The following is a 16,140-nucleotide window of genomic DNA, read 5'->3' on the forward strand; positions in this document are numbered from 1 at the left end:
TTTTTACTTAAAGATGTATTGTGAATATATCTTTAAAGATGTATTTTAAATACATCTTATAAATAACAGCCATGAGAGATCTGCTATGACTCCACAGCAAATTGACCTAGTAAAAGCTACAGTACCTGTGCTTCGTGAAAATGGGGTTGCTTTAACCGGTTATTTTTACAACCGGATGTTAAACAATAACCCTGATCTAAAAGAAACCTTCAACATGGGTCACCAGCGTAGCGGTGCTCAGGCGCAAGCCTTGGCAGGTGCAGTTTTAGCATATGCTGAAAATATCGAAGATCCTTCTGTGTTATTACCTGTGGTTGAACTCATTGCGCATAAACATGTCAGCTTAAATATTAAAGCACCTGATTACGGCATTGTTGGGGAAAACCTGCTGCATTCAATCAGTGAAGTACTCAATATTTCTATGGATGATCCACTGATTGATGCGTGGGCTACTGCATATGGACAATTAGCAGACCTGTTCATTGCGACTGAAAAAGCGATTTATGATCAACATGAACAGACTAAAGGTAGCTGGTTAGGCTGGCGCAATTTCAAGATTGCCAAAAAAGTAATAGAAAGCGAAGAGATCACTTCGTTCTACCTGGCACCAGTCGATGGCGGACCATTACCGAAGTATGAAGCAGGTCAGTATATTTCTGTACGTGTGTTTGTGCCTGAACTGAATTTGAGACAACCACGTCAATATACGCTTTCAACTTGTCCTCAAGATGAATACCTGCGTATTTCAGTGAAGCGTGAAGATCAAAAAGGTGATTTGGTTCCAGGCTGGGTATCTAATACTTTACATAGCTTGGCAGAAGGCTCAGAAATTGAAGTGTCTGCACCAACAGGTAATTTCTACTTGATTGATCCAAACAAACGTAATGTATTCGTCAGTGGGGGTGTGGGCTTAACTCCAATGGTAGCCATGTTAAATCAGTTGGTAACTCTGGATATGCCACAACCTGTGACTTTCATTCATGCCTGCCGTAGCAAACAGGTGCATGCCATGAAACAGCACATTCATGATTTGAAAGCCAAATATCCACGTTTAAGCACGCTGACTGCTTACGAATTCCCGCACCAAGGTGACAAACTGGGTGAAGACTATGATGTAGCAGGCCGTCTGGATCTGAGTACAGTTGATCGTGCTTTATTACCAGAAAATGCTGATTACTATCTATGTGGCCCAATGCCATTTATGGCAGAACAACACAAAGCGCTGGTTGCACGAGGCATTCCTGCTGAGAATATTCACAGTGAAGCCTTTGGTACTGGTGGCGTTCGCCACTAAGCAGTCAGCTTAAACTGAAATCAAGCAAGGGCTAGTCTGGCTGTGTTAGACTAGCCCTGCTTTGTATAAAAACTCTAGATTTATAATGCAGTTAAATAAATTTACCGATTACGCCTTACGGATTCTCATGTACATCGCTCAGCCGAAAGAAATGCCGTATACCATTGCGGAACTCGCGAATGAGCTGCAGGTGTCAGAGAACCATGCCATGAAAATCGTACATTTTATGGCAAAGCAGGACTGGCTCATCACTACTCGTGGGCGAGGCGGCGGCATTCGCATGAATCCGCTCACCTTAAAAATACCATTAGGTCAAATCGTGCGTATCCTGCAACAGGATAGCCAAGTGGTAGAATGCAATACCCCACCCTGTGTGCTGCGTAAAAATTGTGGTTTAAAAGGCATTTTAGATGATGCCGTAGAGCAGTTTTATGCCAGCCTGGATCAATATACGCTCAGTGAAGTGGTAACACCACTGCAAGGTCATTACAGCATCCAGTCACCAATCGGCCTGATCAATCTTTAGTTTTCACTTTCTGCTTACCAAGTCTTGCATTGAAAGTTCGCTTGCCCAAGCGACTTCCTTTATAATAGCTGCTTGTAAATTTAAGTTTGAAGTTGAGCCATGCACCACAGCAGAGGAAAATCGAAAAACAGTAAGGCAGCTGCTGCCCCAAAGCAAAAGATTAGCTATACCAAAAAAGTCGATCCTGCGATTACTGAATACTCTGTGCGCTCGCTCAATTGGCTGCGCAAAGCTGAATTTTTAATGAGTGCACCCAAACTTAATCTGTGTGTTGAAGATACAGGTTATGAAGTGGCATTCGCCGGTCGCTCCAATGCAGGTAAATCCAGTGCCATCAATGCGCTGACCAATCAGAAACAATTGGCACGTGCTTCGAAAAGACCGGGCCGTACCCAGATGATTAACTTCTTCAGCCTCGGCAATCCAGACCAGCGTCTGGTTGACTTACCCGGTTATGGTTATGCAGCTGTACCTGAAAAAATGAAACTGGTCTGGCAGAAAGAACTAGAAAATTACCTGATTCACCGTAAGAGCTTGCAAGGTCTGGTGCTGTTGATGGATATCCGTCATCCACTACAACACTTTGATGTGATGATGCTGGAATGGGCCTATTCACGTCACCTGTTCGTGCATGTCTTGTTGACCAAATCAGACAAGCTGAATCGTGGTCCTGCGTCCAAAGCCCTACAGGAAGTCAAAGCAACATTAAATAAAATGAAGCTAAACTTCTCGATTCAATTGTTCTCCTCTTTAAATAAAGAAGGTCTGGAAGAACTGGCAAGCGTGATGGCCGGTCGTCTGAACTTTACTCTGGATCAACCAACGGAATTTGATCTGGATAGTATTCCTGAAGCATCAATCCATGATTTAAACGAAGCTGATGAACCGATTGAATCTGTTGAGCTAGAAGATGACACTGACTCAGACCAAGATCATGAAATCACTGCAAGTGAATTAAACAATCTGGATGAGCCGGTTGAAGCTGATCAACCAGAGATTGTTGAACAAGAACAGCCAAAATAAGCCCGATGTGATCCAAGTGACAAAATAATGTCCCGTATTGCCTGCAGCAATTCGGGACATTATTTTCATACTGTATTGATCAAGCAGTGATGGATCCACCCCATGTCTTTACTCTCACGATTCAAAACAACAAAAATTGGCTCTTCAATTTCCTATTTTATCCAACCGCGCAAAGTTAAGTTTGAATGGCAGGCTACCCCGATTGACTGGATTCCAAATCAGCCTTTTGCCAGTTACTTTGTGAATGAAATTAATAATATTCTGCCGGCCGGTGAATTCTGGTTCTGTCGCCTGTATAACAAGGTTCTCGCTCAGATCACCGACGAAAAATTAAAGCATGATGTACAGGCTTTTATCCGTCAGGAAGCCATGCATGCTCAGGCACATAATTCGGCCAATAAAGAGTATCTATCTGAACGCCAGATTGATATCCAGCGCAATCTGGACATTATGGATTTCCTGTTCAATCAATTGCTGGCCGATCAGCCGCTTGGTCTGAAAATTCCTAAAATCGCAGAACATCAATGGGATCTGTTCCGGCTTGGTATCGTCGCGACTGTAGAGCATATGACCTGTGTCCTTGGAAAATATGCGCTCTATAACACCGAATGGGAACGGCTTGGTGCTGATACAAATATGCTAGATCTGGTGAAATGGCATGGCGCAGAAGAAATTGAGCATCGCAGTGTGGCATTTGACTTATATCGTCATCTTGGTGGCGGATATATTGCCCGCTACTATTTAAGTGTGGTGGTGATTATTGGAGTGATTGGTCTGTGGGTCGACGGTGCAGCACACTTGTTAGCACAAGACCCTCGCTTTAAGCAGCTGAAACCCACGGTGTATAAACCCTGGATCTGGAAAGAATGGTTGCGTATTTCACAGCAGGACAATCGTTTGTTACCGAATCCCCTATGGCTGGTTTCTCAGCAGCTCGGCTACCTGATGCCATGGTATGACCCGGTGCATGAAGGCAGTACCGATGATGCACTGTATTATCTTGAGCATTCCCCTGCGGCCAAACGGGCAGGTTTAAAAGTCGCCTGAGCTCTCCTCTTATTACAATTTCTAACAGCAGGGATCATTTCCCTGCTTTTTATTTGACCTAAGATAAAGCTACAGACATGACCCTAAGGATAAGCTCATGCAAGCACGGATTTCAGTGATTACACTCGGTGTTCGCGACCTGGAGGCTGCACTACGCTTTTATTATGATGGGCTGGGCTTTCCCAGTAAAGGCATTGTTGGCAAAGAATTTGAATATGGCGCAGTCGCATTTATTGAACTACAGGCTGGATTAAAACTGGCTTTATGGCCGCAAAGCAGCATCCAGCATGATACCGGACTCGAACCGAGCCCAATGTGTCCCACTCAAATGACCTTGGGACACAATGTGTATAGCCCATTAGATGTCGATCAGGTCATGACTCAGGCTGAAAAAGCTGGAGCCAAGATTGTGAAAGCTGCACAGGCCAGATTTTATGGCGGCTATGCAGGCTATTTTCAGGATCCAGATGGACATCTGTGGGAGGTGGTTTTCAATCCTCAACTAGAGATGGACTGATCCAGCTGCGGTTCACGGGTATGTCGGTCAACCACGACACTGATCATCATATCACCCTGCACATTCACCACAGTCCTGACCGTATCGAGCAGTCGGTCAATCGGCAACAGGATCGCAATGGCTTCTGCCGGTAGACCCACTGATTGCAGTACCATGATCATAGTCACCATCCCGGCACTTGGAATACCCGGTGCGCCTAAAGATGCAATCATTGCTGTGGCACACACGACCAATTGCTGCCCTAACGTCAGATCAAGTCCCATGAGGTTGGCAATAAATAAAGCTGCTGCGGCTTCATACAGTGCCGTACCATCCATGTTCAGCTGAGTCCCAAGCGGAATGACAAAGCCTGCCGTATGTGGACGTACTCCCAGATTTTCCTGGGCACATTTCATAGATAATGGCATGGTTGCAGAACTGGAACTGGTCGCAAAAGCGGTAATCAAGGCTGCGCGAGTGCCTTTGAAAAAGGTAATCGGGCTCATTTTCCCGAAGATCCACAACAATAATGGTAGAACTACCAGACCGTGGAAAATGGTGGTGCCCGTTACTACCGCAGCAAACTCTGCCAGACGGCTCAGTACCGAAATATCTTCAGTGGCAATCAGCTTGGCCAGTAGCGCAAAAATCCCGAATGGCGCCAGTTTCATGACCCAGCCAATCATCAGCATCATGATGTCAAAAAACTGCATACTGAGCTTACGCACCGTCCGAAACTTGTCTCCCCCTGCCACCAGTGCCACACCGACAAAGAGTGCAAAGACCACCACTGCCAGCACATTGCCATCGGCAAAGGCCTTAAACGGATTGATCAGGGTATTCTGAATAAAGTTGGTAAAGAATGAAGATGGCGTTAAAGTATCCAGAGTTTTATGCTGAGCCATGGCATCCTGGAACATTACTACATCGACACCCTTGCCTACATCAAACAGATGGGCACAAGCCAATCCCAAGATTAAAGCCAGGGTGGTCGTGGTGACACAGCATGCCAAGGTAATTTTCCAGGTTCGGCTCAGCTGACCACCAGCTTGCAGATTCGATACTCCAACCACAATCGAGCTAAAGATCAGTGGAACCAGCAACATCTTTAGCAAACCAATAAAGATGCTGCTCATGATACCCAGACCATACAGGCTGAGCTCTTCAAACGTGGTTTGCGGGAAAAGATTTAATAAAAAACCAAATAGGACACCCAATACTGCGGCAACTAGAATCTGCGTATTTAAGCTCATCTTCATGGACATTTTAATATTGAACTTATCCGGCACTATGCCATGCAAGTTTCGGATAATCGAGTAAAATTTTATAAACGCTTTGCAGCAAAATATCTTTTATTATTCATTTAATCCATATGGTGATGTACCAAATTTTGGCACGCAATGTGCTTAATCAGTGCAATAAGCTGGTTTTATACAAAGGAAATACACGTTCATGAAAAAAATGATCATTGCTGTTGCACTCATTTGCAGCATCGGGCAGGTTTTTGCACATTCTTCGGGCGGTAAAGAACAGCAAGGCTGCCATAAGCATTCAAGCAATGATGTGCCACATTGCCACTAACTTCAAATCACATCCATAAAAAAGCCGGAACTCTAATCCGGCTTTTTTATTTTGAATCTTACTGGGTTTCAATTTCCCGCAGACGGATCAGACCTTCCTGGGTTGTACTACAGACCAGTTCTCCATTCTGCCACATACGACCGAAGTTCAGACCACGTGAGCTGGCACTCACTGTCGCATCCATATCATAAAGCATCCATTCATCGGCCCGGAATGGCTTATGGAAATACATGGCATGGTCGATGCTGGCACATTGTAGGTTTGGTGAAATATAGCTCAGACCATGTGGACGCAATGCTGTCGTCATCAAGGTAAAGTCTGAGTAGAAGGCAGCAATCGCCTGATGCAGCGAAACCTCATCAACTTCCGGAGCGACTTGGCCATGGGTACGGATATAGTGCGCATAATTTGGCGCTTCCGGTTGCGGCTGGAATGGATTCACCGGCATCACAGGACGAATTTCTACATGGCGATCACGCATAAATGAAGCACGGACATTTTCCGGTACGAATTCAACAATCTGATGCTTCAGTTCTGCCTCATTTTTCAGGCTGTCAACTGAGGGATATTCTGGTTCAGAAATCTGATAGTTCAAGCCTTCTTCTGGTTCGGCAAAAGACACCATACACATAAAGATAGTACGGCCATGCTGAATCGCACGCACCTGACGACTGGCAAAACTCTTGCCATCACGGATACGATCTACTTCATAGATAATCGGTGCATTGACATCTCCTCCAAACAGGAAATAGGCATGCAATGAATGTGCTGGACGATCAGTCGTATACGATGCAGCACGCAAAGCCTGTCCTAATACCTGCCCACCGAATACGCGCTTGCCTACCAGGTTACGGCTAATTCCACGGAAAATATTCTCTTCCAGCTTTTCCAGGCTAAGCAATTCAACCAGTTCTTGTGTTAAGACATTCATAGGCAACCTATACGATGTTCGGGATATCCAACATTGGAAAAATAACAATGTGCTTCATTTCTGGTAATATTCTGCCATAAATTCTGAGTAAATCCCTAGAGATTGACTGACTGGCCTGTCATTCCCTTAATGGACGTTTCGCTAAAAAAAACGTTTTTTCACGTTAAAATCAAAGAACTTTTGTAGAATTTGTTAGAAAATGACATATTGTTTTCAAATACAATCTATCAAAATAGATCCCCCTCAGAAATCCTGTGGTTCTGGTCAGTAAAATTAGGAGTAGGTATGTCCAAGAGTGGCTTTGGTCAAATGTATCGCAAGCTTTCAAGTAAGATGCTTGAACTTGTGGTTACCCCGCATGTACTTGGGGAAGTACCAACGGAAGTCCCTGCTCCAGCGGCTGACCAGCAAGATCAGAAAAAGATTGTCTGTTATGTTCTGCAAAACCATTCTCGCAGTAATGCGCTGGTGGTAGATGGTGAAACCCGTCGTCTCAAATTGCCTGCTGCACTTGATCCAATGGATTTAGGTACGCGCCGGGAAAAAGCTTCGGTATTGTTCCTGCAATATCATGATGAAAGCAATCTGCTGAGCTCGCCGCCCCATGCTTTTCCACCACGTCTGCTGCGTCTGATTGAAGCACTGGAACAGAATCCAGAACTGGATGTAGAACTGATTCCGGTGACCGTGCTATGGGGTCGTGAGCCAGAGAAAGAAGATTCCTGGTTCAAATTGTTATTTACCGATACCTGGTCAACACCAAGCAAGATGAAACAGCTGGTGAATATTGGTCTGCATGGTCGTCAGTCTTATCTGGAGTTCCATGAAGCACAGTCTCTGCGTGCACTCATTGATCATGCCAAAGTGACACATCCGAACCTGTCTCCAGCAACTTATATTGTCAGCACCTTGAATGACTATCTGGATGCCCAACGAGAAGTAGTGCTGGGACCTGACCTTTCAGATCGCCGTAATGTGATGCAGGGTCTGATCAAATCTCCAGATGTGCAGGCGGCTATCCGTAATGAAAGTATCCGCAGCAAGATCAGTGTGGATGAAGCTGAACGCCGTGCCATTGGTTATTTAAATGAAATCGTATCAGATTACTCCAACTCAACCGTACGTTTTGCCGATAAGGCCCTGACCCGTCTCTGGACTCAGCTCTATGACGGCATTGATGTACATAACTTCAGTACGGTACGTGAACTGGCGAAAGACTATGAAATTGTCTATGCACCATGTCACCGTAGTCATATCGACTACCTGTTATTGTCTTATGTGATTTATCGTCGTGGTTTGATGGTGCCGTACATCGCAGCGGGTGATAACCTGAACATGCCATTTGTTGGTCAGATCTTGCGTGGCGGTGGTGCCTTCTTTATCCGCCGTACTTTCCGCGGTAATGCACTCTATACGACAGTTTTCAAAGAATATCTGTATAGCGTTCTGTCACGTAATACTCCACTGGAATACTTTATTGAAGGTGGCCGTTCACGTACCGGCCGTCTGTTGCCACCGAAAACCGGTATGCTGGCAATGACCGTGCATGGTCATTTGCGTGGCAAAGCGAAGCCTATCGTATTTGTACCCACCTATATCGGCTATGAACGTCTGATGGAAGGTGCAACTTATGTAGGTGAAATGAACGGTAAGGAAAAAGAAGCAGAATCTATTTTTGGCATTCTAAAAACCTTGCGCAAGATTGAACGTATTTTCGGTAAGGTACATCTGAATTTTGGTGAACCCGTCTTTCTGGATGACATGCTGAAACAGCATGGTGCAGATGAAATCAAGATTGAAAAAAATGATGATCCAATCCCGCCAGCAGTATCTGAAGCAGTAAATAGTTCTGCACAGGCGATTCTGGAAAATATTAACCGTGCAGCCGTCATTAACCCGGTATCCCTGCTGTCACTCATTTTATTAGCAACACCAAAACACACACTGGATGAGGCGATTTGTATCAAACAGTTAGATACTTATCGTAATCTGCTGACGTCTTTGCCATATGATGAACGTATGCAAGTGACGCCGTTATCAGGGAAAGAAATCATTGCCTATGCAATGAAGTTGAAACTGATCAAACGCGTCAATCATGTGCTGGGCAATATTATCGCCATCGAAGATAATCAGGCGATTTTACTGACCTATTTCCGCAACAATATTGTGCATGCCTTTGTATTACCATCACTGGTAGCCGCCCTGGTAAATCATAATGGTATTATTCGCCGTGATGATCTGGTGAATATCAGCAGCACGCTGTATCCATTCCTGAAAGCTGAACTGTTCCTGAAATGGCATGAAGATGAAATCAAGGTACCAGTAAACGCTTATATTGATGCTTTGATTGCAGCGAAGTTAATTGCACAGGATGGTGAAAATTTGGTGGCACCTACACCAAACAGCGAAGCGCATCATCAGCTAGAAGTTTTGGCTGCACCTGTCATGCAAAGTATCGAGCGCTATTACATGACGCTGGCACTGATCACCCAGCGTGGTTCAGGCAATATCTCCACCCGTCAGGTTGAAGAATTAAGCCATCTGGTAGGTCAGCGTTTGTCTGTACTGTATGAATTCAATTCACCAGAATTCTTTGATAAGGCACTGTTCCAAAGCTTTATCAAAACGCTAACTCAAAAAGGTTATATCAGTACTAATGAAGACAATGCGATTGTCTTTGATGAAAGCTTCAAAAATATCGCTCAGTATGCGGATCTGGTACTGGATGAAGTAAAGCTGCAAATGCTTCATAACCTTACAGCCTTTACGGATGAAGAATTGAAAGAAGCTTTGGATGCCTTGGCAGCTGAACAAGCCAAGAAGCGTGCGAAACGGAAGAAAAAGTAAGATTATTTAAGCGCCCTCTCCCTCTGGGATGAGAAGCATTGCTTCGCAAGAGGGATGAGAGAAAATGTTTAAAAACTTACCTCTCCCTAACCCTCTCCTAAAAGGAGAGGGAACCCAACTTTATTCAAGATGAGTGAATAACTTCATCAATTCCAAATAATCCTGAAAACAATCTTGATGCTTTAACTCATATCCCATTTTTTGCATACGGGTAGCATATAGTTTCTTCCCCGTCACCTGCTCACTTTCTACCTTTAATAAAGGCAATCTCATCTGCTGCTGAAACCATTGCAGAACTTCATGCAACAGTTGTGGCTGGTTATTGGTCAAAATATATGAAGATTCAAGATGTTCCACGTGAATCATCTCAGCCATAAAACGTGACAAGTCTTCAATATGAATCCGATTCGACCAGTGCAGATTTGGATAACTGGACATAAATCGTGCCATTTTTTCCAAGCGTGCAACTGAAGCTCCATAAATCCCACTTGGGCGGATGATCGTACATTGGTCTGGATAAGCAGCTAAATAAATCTGCTCCATTTGATGCAGGACTTTGCCTTGCGGATCATTCGGATAAATTGCACTGTCATCATCCACCCGCTCTCCGGCATTCTCGCCATAGACCCGGGTGGACGACACGACAACCAGACGTTTTATCGGATGGGATTTTAGCGCAGTCACAATTGGACCGACTGAGTCCAGATAAGTCTGTTGATAAGCTTCGACCGTACTCTGGTCAGGACTGAGCAAGACGTAGACCCAGTCAATCGGTGCAAGGCTGCTTAAATCGAGTTGATGCACATACTGAACATGATGAGTGGCACAGGAATCTGTTTTCGCACTGCGACTGATTGTGCTAATTTGATGACCTTGCTCAAATAATTGTTTAGCTATGCGTGCGGATGTTTTACCATAACCGATAAATAAAATATGCATTCAGCACCAAATCACAAAACCTGGTTGAGGGGACATGGCTGCAGTCCATCAGTTACAAGGTGTCGGCAATGCCGCCGCCACATTACTTGAAAAATTAAATCTGTTCACAACTGATGATTTGCTCTTTCATCTGCCACGTGACTACGAAGACCGTAGCACGATCATTCCCATGAATCAATTGACTGTGGGACGTAGCTATTTGCTGGAAGGTATTGTCAAAGGCGTAGATTTTCCACCAGGTAAACGCAAGTCCATGGCCGTACTGCTGGATGATGATTGCGGTAAGGTGACGCTACGTTTCTATCATATCTATAAGGGCATTACCGACCGCTGCAAAGTTGGTGCAAGATTAAGAGTCTTTGGCGAAGTGCGTGTTGGTGCCCGTGGCCTGGAAATGTATCACCCCGAACTACAGGTCATTACTGAACATACCCCACTTCCACAGACACAACTTACCGCGATCTATCCGGCAACTGAAGGCCTGACCCAACCCAAGTTACGTGAATATATCAAACAGGCGCTCGCCCTACACAGTGATGATCTACCGGAATTGCTACCGGCTAAATTCAGCAATGGCTATGACCTGAAGCAGGCACTGGAATATATCCATCACCCTCCAGTCGATGCCAACATGTTGCAGCTGGCACAGGGTTCCCACCCCGCCCAGCAGCGTCTGATCTTTGAGGAACTGGTCGCGCATCAGATCAGTTTACTGACCCGCCGTGCCTTTATTCAGCAGATTGAAGCGCCTGCATTTTCACCAAGTAAGCGTTATGCCAAACAGTTGCTCGCGGGTCTACCTTTTGAAATGACGGGGGCGCAAAAACGTGTTTCACGAGAAGTTGCCCATGACATGAAAGGCAACAAACCGATGTTGCGTCTGGTACAGGGCGATGTCGGTGCAGGTAAAACACTGGTTGCTGGTGTGGCGGCCTGTCATGCTCTGGAAGAAGGCTGGCAAGTGGCCCTGATGGCACCAACCGAAATTCTAGCAGAACAGCATTATTTAAATTTTAAAAAATGGTTTGAGCCACTGGGACTGACTGTTTCATGGCTGTCTGGCAAGCAAAAGGGTAAAGCCCGTACTGCGGCAGAACAAAGCATTAAAGATGGCAGTGCCAATCTGGTGGTTGGCACCCATGCCTTGTTTCAGGAAAATGTCGAGTTTGCCAAATTGGGGCTGGTAATTATTGATGAACAGCATCGCTTTGGTGTGGATCAGCGTCTGGCTTTGCGCAATAAAGGGCTGGATGGTATGTCTCCACATCAACTGGTCATGACGGCGACACCAATTCCACGTACGCTCGCCATGTCTGCGTATGGTGATCTGGACACTTCAGTTATTGATGAACTGCCACCAGGTCGTACTCCGATCCAAACCGTCACTATCCCACTGGACCGCCGTGAAGAAGTACTCCAACGTATTGCCACCAACTGTGCTGAAGGTAAGCAGGCGTATTGGGTCTGTACTCTGGTCGAACAGTCAGAAATGTTAGATGCCCAAGCAGCAGAAGCCACTTTTGCCGAAATTAAGGAACGCTTCCCGGAAATCAATATCGGTCTGGTCCATGGCAAGATGAAGCCTGATGAAAAGCAGGCGGTGATGCAACAATTTAAAAATAATGAATTGCAGCTATTGATTGCCACGACCGTGATTGAGGTGGGTGTCGATGTACCGAATGCTTCTCTGATGGTGATTGAGAATGCTGAGCGTCTCGGACTCTCACAACTGCATCAGCTGCGTGGCCGTGTTGGTCGGGGTGCGAAAGCCAGTTTCTGTGTACTCCTGTATAAGCATCCTCTTTCTCAGAATGGTCAGGAACGTTTGCGTATCATGCGTGAAACCAATGACGGTTTTATCATCGCGGAAAAGGATCTGGAACTGCGTGGTCCAGGTGAACTGCTTGGCACCAAACAAACCGGAGATATGGGTTTCCGGGTAGCCAAGCTGGAACGGGATGACCACCTGCTTAATCAGGCACATTATGTGGCGCAGCAGATGTTAAAGGATTATCCGAAACAGGCCGATGCGTTATTAAAACGCTGGTTACCTGAGGCACCACGTTATGCCTATGTCTAAACTGATTCAGCAAGGCAAGCATTGGCTGGGCAAGTTACAACCCTGCCAGCTTTGTCACAACGATTATCAAACAATTCATTCAGTATGCCAGGATTGCTGGAACCAGCTACCCTGGGCACATCAGACCATCCAGCGCCAGGAAATGCAGGTACAGATTGCCTGCCATTATGACTATCCGATGGATCGTCTGATTCAGTTGTTCAAATATGAGCAGAAGCTTTATCTGGAAAACTTGTTAGCAGGCGCGCTTATCAGTTTAAAACTTCCCAAAGTTAGCGCAGTCGTCCCGATGCCAATCTCAACAGACAAATTGGTACAGCGCGGCTATAACCAGTCCTTACTGCTGGCTAAACAGGTCGCAAAGCATCTTCAAGTTCCAGTTTGGCAACCGGTGAGCCGGCTCAAACAGCATTCACAAAAAGGCTTAAGCCGCCTGGAACGGATTGAAGGTATTGAAGCACAATTTCAGATCAGTACATCATCAAAATTGCGTTATCGTAAGGTGCTGGTTATTGATGATGTGGTAACAACTGGTAGTTCAATTCGTGCACTTAATCAGAAGCTCGAAGAACTTGGCTGCCAGCAAATTTATACAGCCTGTGTCGCAGGTGCAAAGCTTTAAATTAAGCTTGGGCTAAAAGATTTGACTTCACCCATGGAATTACAATTTCTGTGGTTAACGGGGCCAGCGCTAAGTCTTGTTCATTGAGATCAATCCATTTCATCTCGGCAATCTCCGCCTCAATTTTGGGCATTTGATCCAGTTTGACCAGATATACATAACTGACCAGTTGGTGGTCGGGTTCATTCGCGGTCTTCGTTTCAAAACGACCAACAAATTGCTGCACTTCAGCCTGACAGCAGATTTCTTCCTGAATTTCACGAACAATCGTCACTTCAGGTGCTTCATTCGGTTCCAGCTTGCCACCCACCTGCATAAAGCAGCTGGTGCCTTTCTTACGCACAACCAATAATTGCTGTGCTTCATTCAGTACAATGCCGGCGGCAACAGTAATAACTTTCATAACAACTCAAATTTAAAAATGATCAATGGGCTTATTTCACGAGATCTTGCTGATCAACCATCCCCCATTTCGCTTGCGGTGGTTGATAATTCTCAAAAGCATCCAGAATTGTTTCAATTTCTTCACTGACAATGAGTTTCTCGGTAAAACGTGCCTTGGTAAAACCCTGTTCAGTCGTGTGCTGAATAAAATGAATCAAACCGGTATAGAAGTTTTCTGCATTTAAAAATGCACATGGCTTTTCATGAATACCGAGCTGTGCCCAGGTCCATTGCTCAAAGATTTCTTCCAGTGTTCCTACACCACCCGGTATCGCAATAAAACCATCTGCCAGTTCTGACATTTTGGTTTTGCGCTCGTGCATATTTTCAACAATATGCAGTTCAGTCAGACCAGGATGGGCCAGTTCACGGTCTACCAGCTGCTTTGGAATAACCCCAATCACTTGGCCGCCCGCAGCCAGAGTACTGTCCGCAACAATTCCCATCAAGCCTGAACGGCCACCACCATAAATCAGAGTTTGCTGTCTAGATGCCAGCGTCTGGCCGACTTTTTCAGCAATCTCGGTATAAACAGGTGCGATCCCCAGTGCGGAACCACAAAAAATTGCGATAGAATTCATCATTTTTCACCATTTAGTTCTAGCTGTATCGCAAGGAATCCCTGATCGAAGCTTTTTTTGAAAAAATAACTGTTCAATCAGTGTTTTTATTCAATTCCTTGTCTAAAATACACCCATTCCAATTTACATACTGCGCAAGGGAGAAAAGACAGCATGCTTGAAGCCTTTTATGCCACAGAGCGCGGTAGCCTAGAAGATGCCACTATTAATGGCGACTTTGATTTACATCAAGATTTGGTTTGGGTCGATCTGATTGCTCCTTCACAGGAAGAGCAGCAATGGATCATGGACGCTTATGAGCAAAATCTTCCTACCCTCAAATCATTAGAAGACATTTCATCCAGTGCCCGATTCTACCGCGATGATGACGGTATTTTGCATATCAGCACTTATTTTTTAACGAAAAATAAAAACTATCAGGTTGAAGAAGATACTGAAGATCAATCCAGCATTTTAGCCACGGTGCAAACCGTTGCCTTCATTCTGCATAAAGACCGGCTGTTTACCTTGCGTGGGGAAAAGCTGGTAGCGTTCCGTGCCTTTCGTGCTCGTGCGCGCCGCAATGATTATGAGATTGATTACAAGGATCCGACCTGGATTCTACTTGGCCTGCTTGAAGCCAAGCTGGATGAGCTGGCGGATATTCTGGAAGATGTGCACAAGGATCTGGAAAAATACTCAACCGAAGTCCTGAATAACCGCCATCGTGAACAGATTCTGGATCTGGATGACATGATTACCCGTCTGGCACAGCTCGAGGATATGCTTGGAAAAGCCCAGCTTTGTCTGATCGATTTACGCCGGGTACTGACCTTCCTGTCCCGTCCACGGGCGCTCGGTAGTCATATCTATGATGCGGACATTCGAGAGCTCAGTGAAGATGTACGCTCTCTGGTTGAGCATGATGCTTTCTTATTCCAGAAGGTGCGATTCCTGCTCGATACAACTTCCGGATTCATTAATACCGAACAGAATGACACGATCCGTCGATTCTCGATCTTGCCAAGTATGCTTGCGCCACCGATGCTGATTGCGAGTATTTATGGGATGAACACAGAAGTTCTGCCTTTTGCACATGGCACCACCAGCTTTATTATTGTCGGGCTGATTCTGGTCGCATTCTTCATTGGACCATTGATTTACTTTAGATGGAAGAAATGGATTTGAGCGAGCTTTGAGGCACTGCTTCAAAGCAAAGCGCAAGAAATCTCTGTATTTAACTTATATCTATTTAATCCCTCGTCAACTTCTCTCTAAAAAAGTGAAGAAAATTCCCCCTCCTTTTCCAGAGGAGGAGTTAGGTGAGGATTTTCACCCTCTCTCTTTAACTCTCCCTGAGGGAGAGAGAACTTGCAATCTATACTTAGATCTATTTGATTTTCATTATTTCTTAAAATCTAATCACAATAAAAAAGCACCTTTCGGTGCTTTTTCTCTCTACTGAATGATCTGTAAATCATTCTCCAGGTGACAGGACTGTATGATCTTCATCACTTTTGGAGGAACAGCTTTAAACTGCAATCCTTTGGCTTGTGGCGTCTGACGTAACCATCTGACCAATATCGCCAAAGCCAGAGTACTGCCACTTTCAAGCTCAGCCAGATTTACCACAATAGGAAAAACTGTCTGTGACTGAATTTCACGCAGCCCCTGTTCATAGTATTGCTGCGCATTGTTATAGTCGATTTTGCCTATAACATGCAGTTCCTGATTACTGAATCTGATCACA

General features: G+C 45.1%; 15 protein-coding genes and 1 pseudogene. 10 read left to right on the plus strand and 6 right to left on the minus strand.

What is annotated here, in order from left to right:
* Positions 1-85 precede the first annotated feature (85 nt).
* The 5 genes and pseudogenes from hmpA (at position 86) to ACTJIX_RS08470 (ending at position 4,407) form a co-directional block, all read left to right on the plus strand.
* The gene (gene hmpA / locus ACTJIX_RS08450; RefSeq protein ID WP_004896136.1) at positions 86-1,294 is read left to right on the plus strand and encodes an NO-inducible flavohemoprotein; all 1,209 of its coding nucleotides are present in this window, start codon (positions 86-88) and stop codon (positions 1,292-1,294) included.
* 85 nt (positions 1,295-1,379) lie between these two features.
* On the plus strand, positions 1,380-1,820 hold the full coding sequence (locus ACTJIX_RS08455; RefSeq protein WP_026056807.1) for an RrF2 family transcriptional regulator: 441 nt from the start codon (positions 1,380-1,382) through the stop codon (positions 1,818-1,820).
* Positions 1,821-1,919: 99 nt separating this feature from the next.
* A pseudogene (yihA, locus tag ACTJIX_RS08460) lies at positions 1,920-2,696 on the plus strand (ribosome biogenesis GTP-binding protein YihA/YsxC); the annotation flags it as partial.
* 249 nt (positions 2,697-2,945) lie between these two features.
* Positions 2,946-3,890: a metal-dependent hydrolase gene (locus ACTJIX_RS08465; RefSeq protein ID WP_004896140.1), complete on the plus strand. Its 945-nt coding sequence runs from the start codon at positions 2,946-2,948 to the stop codon at positions 3,888-3,890.
* A 97-nt stretch (positions 3,891-3,987) separates the two neighbouring features.
* Complete coding sequence (locus ACTJIX_RS08470) at positions 3,988-4,407, plus strand: VOC family protein (RefSeq protein ID WP_004896147.1); 420 nt, start codon at positions 3,988-3,990, stop codon at positions 4,405-4,407.
* Here ACTJIX_RS08470 and ACTJIX_RS08475 read toward each other — a convergent pair.
* Complete coding sequence (locus ACTJIX_RS08475) at positions 4,389-5,639, minus strand: dicarboxylate/amino acid:cation symporter (protein ID WP_004896149.1); 1,251 nt, start codon at positions 5,637-5,639, stop codon at positions 4,389-4,391. The two genes, ACTJIX_RS08470 and ACTJIX_RS08475, sit on opposite strands and share 19 nt — an antisense overlap.
* Before the next feature lie 199 nt (positions 5,640-5,838).
* Here ACTJIX_RS08475 and ACTJIX_RS08480 point away from each other — a divergent pair, with 199 nt between their 5' ends.
* On the plus strand, positions 5,839-5,967 hold the full coding sequence (locus ACTJIX_RS08480) for a hypothetical protein (RefSeq protein ID WP_005223361.1): 129 nt from the start codon (positions 5,839-5,841) through the stop codon (positions 5,965-5,967).
* A 58-nt stretch (positions 5,968-6,025) separates the two neighbouring features.
* Here the strand turns inward: ACTJIX_RS08480 and ACTJIX_RS08485 are convergent, their stop codons facing one another.
* A complete protein-coding gene (locus ACTJIX_RS08485; protein WP_004809832.1) occupies positions 6,026-6,898 on the minus strand; it encodes an acyl-CoA thioesterase in 873 nt (290 codons plus the stop codon).
* A 285-nt stretch (positions 6,899-7,183) separates the two neighbouring features.
* Here ACTJIX_RS08485 and plsB point away from each other — a divergent pair, with 285 nt between their 5' ends.
* A complete protein-coding gene (plsB, locus tag ACTJIX_RS08490; protein ID WP_004896151.1) occupies positions 7,184-9,745 on the plus strand; it encodes a glycerol-3-phosphate 1-O-acyltransferase PlsB in 2,562 nt (853 codons plus the stop codon).
* Positions 9,746-9,865: 120 nt separating this feature from the next.
* Here the strand turns inward: plsB and ACTJIX_RS08495 are convergent, their stop codons facing one another.
* Positions 9,866-10,684, minus strand: coding sequence for an NAD-dependent epimerase/dehydratase family protein (locus tag ACTJIX_RS08495; RefSeq protein ID WP_314295859.1), 819 nt, complete (start codon positions 10,682-10,684; stop codon positions 9,866-9,868).
* Positions 10,685-10,718: 34 nt separating this feature from the next.
* On the opposite strand from ACTJIX_RS08495, the gene recG reads away from it, so the two are divergent.
* Both recG and ACTJIX_RS08505 read left to right on the plus strand, forming a co-directional pair.
* Complete coding sequence (recG, locus tag ACTJIX_RS08500; RefSeq protein ID WP_004896155.1) at positions 10,719-12,764, plus strand: ATP-dependent DNA helicase RecG; 2,046 nt, start codon at positions 10,719-10,721, stop codon at positions 12,762-12,764.
* The gene (locus tag ACTJIX_RS08505; protein WP_004896158.1) at positions 12,751-13,386 is read left to right on the plus strand and encodes a ComF family protein; all 636 of its coding nucleotides are present in this window, start codon (positions 12,751-12,753) and stop codon (positions 13,384-13,386) included. The genes recG and ACTJIX_RS08505 overlap by 14 nt, the downstream gene beginning before the upstream one ends.
* A 1-nt stretch (position 13,387) precedes the next feature.
* Here the strand turns inward: ACTJIX_RS08505 and ACTJIX_RS08510 are convergent, their stop codons facing one another.
* A complete protein-coding gene (locus ACTJIX_RS08510) occupies positions 13,388-13,789 on the minus strand; it encodes an NUDIX hydrolase (protein WP_005223363.1) in 402 nt (133 codons plus the stop codon).
* A 31-nt stretch (positions 13,790-13,820) separates the two neighbouring features.
* Entirely contained in the window at positions 13,821-14,411 is a 591-nt protein-coding gene (locus ACTJIX_RS08515; RefSeq protein WP_440611357.1) for a TIGR00730 family Rossman fold protein, read from the minus strand.
* 153 nt (positions 14,412-14,564) lie between these two features.
* Between ACTJIX_RS08515 and ACTJIX_RS08520 the strand changes: the two genes are divergently transcribed.
* The gene (locus ACTJIX_RS08520) at positions 14,565-15,578 is read left to right on the plus strand and encodes a CorA family divalent cation transporter (protein ID WP_004809844.1); all 1,014 of its coding nucleotides are present in this window, start codon (positions 14,565-14,567) and stop codon (positions 15,576-15,578) included.
* A gap of 270 nt (positions 15,579-15,848) precedes the next feature.
* Here ACTJIX_RS08520 and ACTJIX_RS08525 read toward each other — a convergent pair whose 3' ends face one another.
* Complete coding sequence (locus ACTJIX_RS08525; protein WP_004809846.1) at positions 15,849-16,139, minus strand: STAS domain-containing protein; 291 nt, start codon at positions 16,137-16,139, stop codon at positions 15,849-15,851.
* Position 16,140: the final 1 nt, after the last annotated feature.

The sequence above is a fragment of the Acinetobacter sp. 22323 genome (genome assembly GCF_052044895.1).
Lineage (GTDB): Bacteria > Pseudomonadota > Gammaproteobacteria > Pseudomonadales > Moraxellaceae > Acinetobacter > Acinetobacter schindleri.

What these genes read in the sequence shown, in the direction of transcription:
- hmpA (WP_004896136.1), top strand. Translation starts at nt 86, where the DNA reads ATGACTCCACAGCAAATTGACCTAGTAAAAGCTACAGTACCTGTGCTT.
- ACTJIX_RS08455 (WP_026056807.1), top strand. Translation starts at nt 1,380, where the DNA reads ATGCAGTTAAATAAATTTACCGATTACGCCTTACGGATTCTCATGTAC.
- ACTJIX_RS08465 (WP_004896140.1), top strand. Translation starts at nt 2,946, where the DNA reads ATGTCTTTACTCTCACGATTCAAAACAACAAAAATTGGCTCTTCAATT.
- ACTJIX_RS08470 (WP_004896147.1), top strand. Translation starts at nt 3,988, where the DNA reads ATGCAAGCACGGATTTCAGTGATTACACTCGGTGTTCGCGACCTGGAG.
- ACTJIX_RS08475 (WP_004896149.1), bottom strand. Translation starts at nt 5,639, where the DNA reads ATGAGCTTAAATACGCAGATTCTAGTTGCCGCAGTATTGGGTGTCCTA.
- ACTJIX_RS08480 (WP_005223361.1), top strand. Translation starts at nt 5,839, where the DNA reads ATGAAAAAAATGATCATTGCTGTTGCACTCATTTGCAGCATCGGGCAG.
- ACTJIX_RS08485 (WP_004809832.1), bottom strand. Translation starts at nt 6,898, where the DNA reads ATGAATGTCTTAACACAAGAACTGGTTGAATTGCTTAGCCTGGAAAAG.
- plsB (WP_004896151.1), top strand. Translation starts at nt 7,184, where the DNA reads ATGTCCAAGAGTGGCTTTGGTCAAATGTATCGCAAGCTTTCAAGTAAG.
- ACTJIX_RS08495 (WP_314295859.1), bottom strand. Translation starts at nt 10,684, where the DNA reads ATGCATATTTTATTTATCGGTTATGGTAAAACATCCGCACGCATAGCT.
- recG (WP_004896155.1), top strand. Translation starts at nt 10,719, where the DNA reads ATGGCTGCAGTCCATCAGTTACAAGGTGTCGGCAATGCCGCCGCCACA.
- ACTJIX_RS08505 (WP_004896158.1), top strand. Translation starts at nt 12,751, where the DNA reads ATGCCTATGTCTAAACTGATTCAGCAAGGCAAGCATTGGCTGGGCAAG.
- ACTJIX_RS08510 (WP_005223363.1), bottom strand. Translation starts at nt 13,789, where the DNA reads ATGAAAGTTATTACTGTTGCCGCCGGCATTGTACTGAATGAAGCACAG.
- ACTJIX_RS08515 (WP_440611357.1), bottom strand. Translation starts at nt 14,411, where the DNA reads ATGAATTCTATCGCAATTTTTTGTGGTTCCGCACTGGGGATCGCACCT.
- ACTJIX_RS08520 (WP_004809844.1), top strand. Translation starts at nt 14,565, where the DNA reads ATGCTTGAAGCCTTTTATGCCACAGAGCGCGGTAGCCTAGAAGATGCC.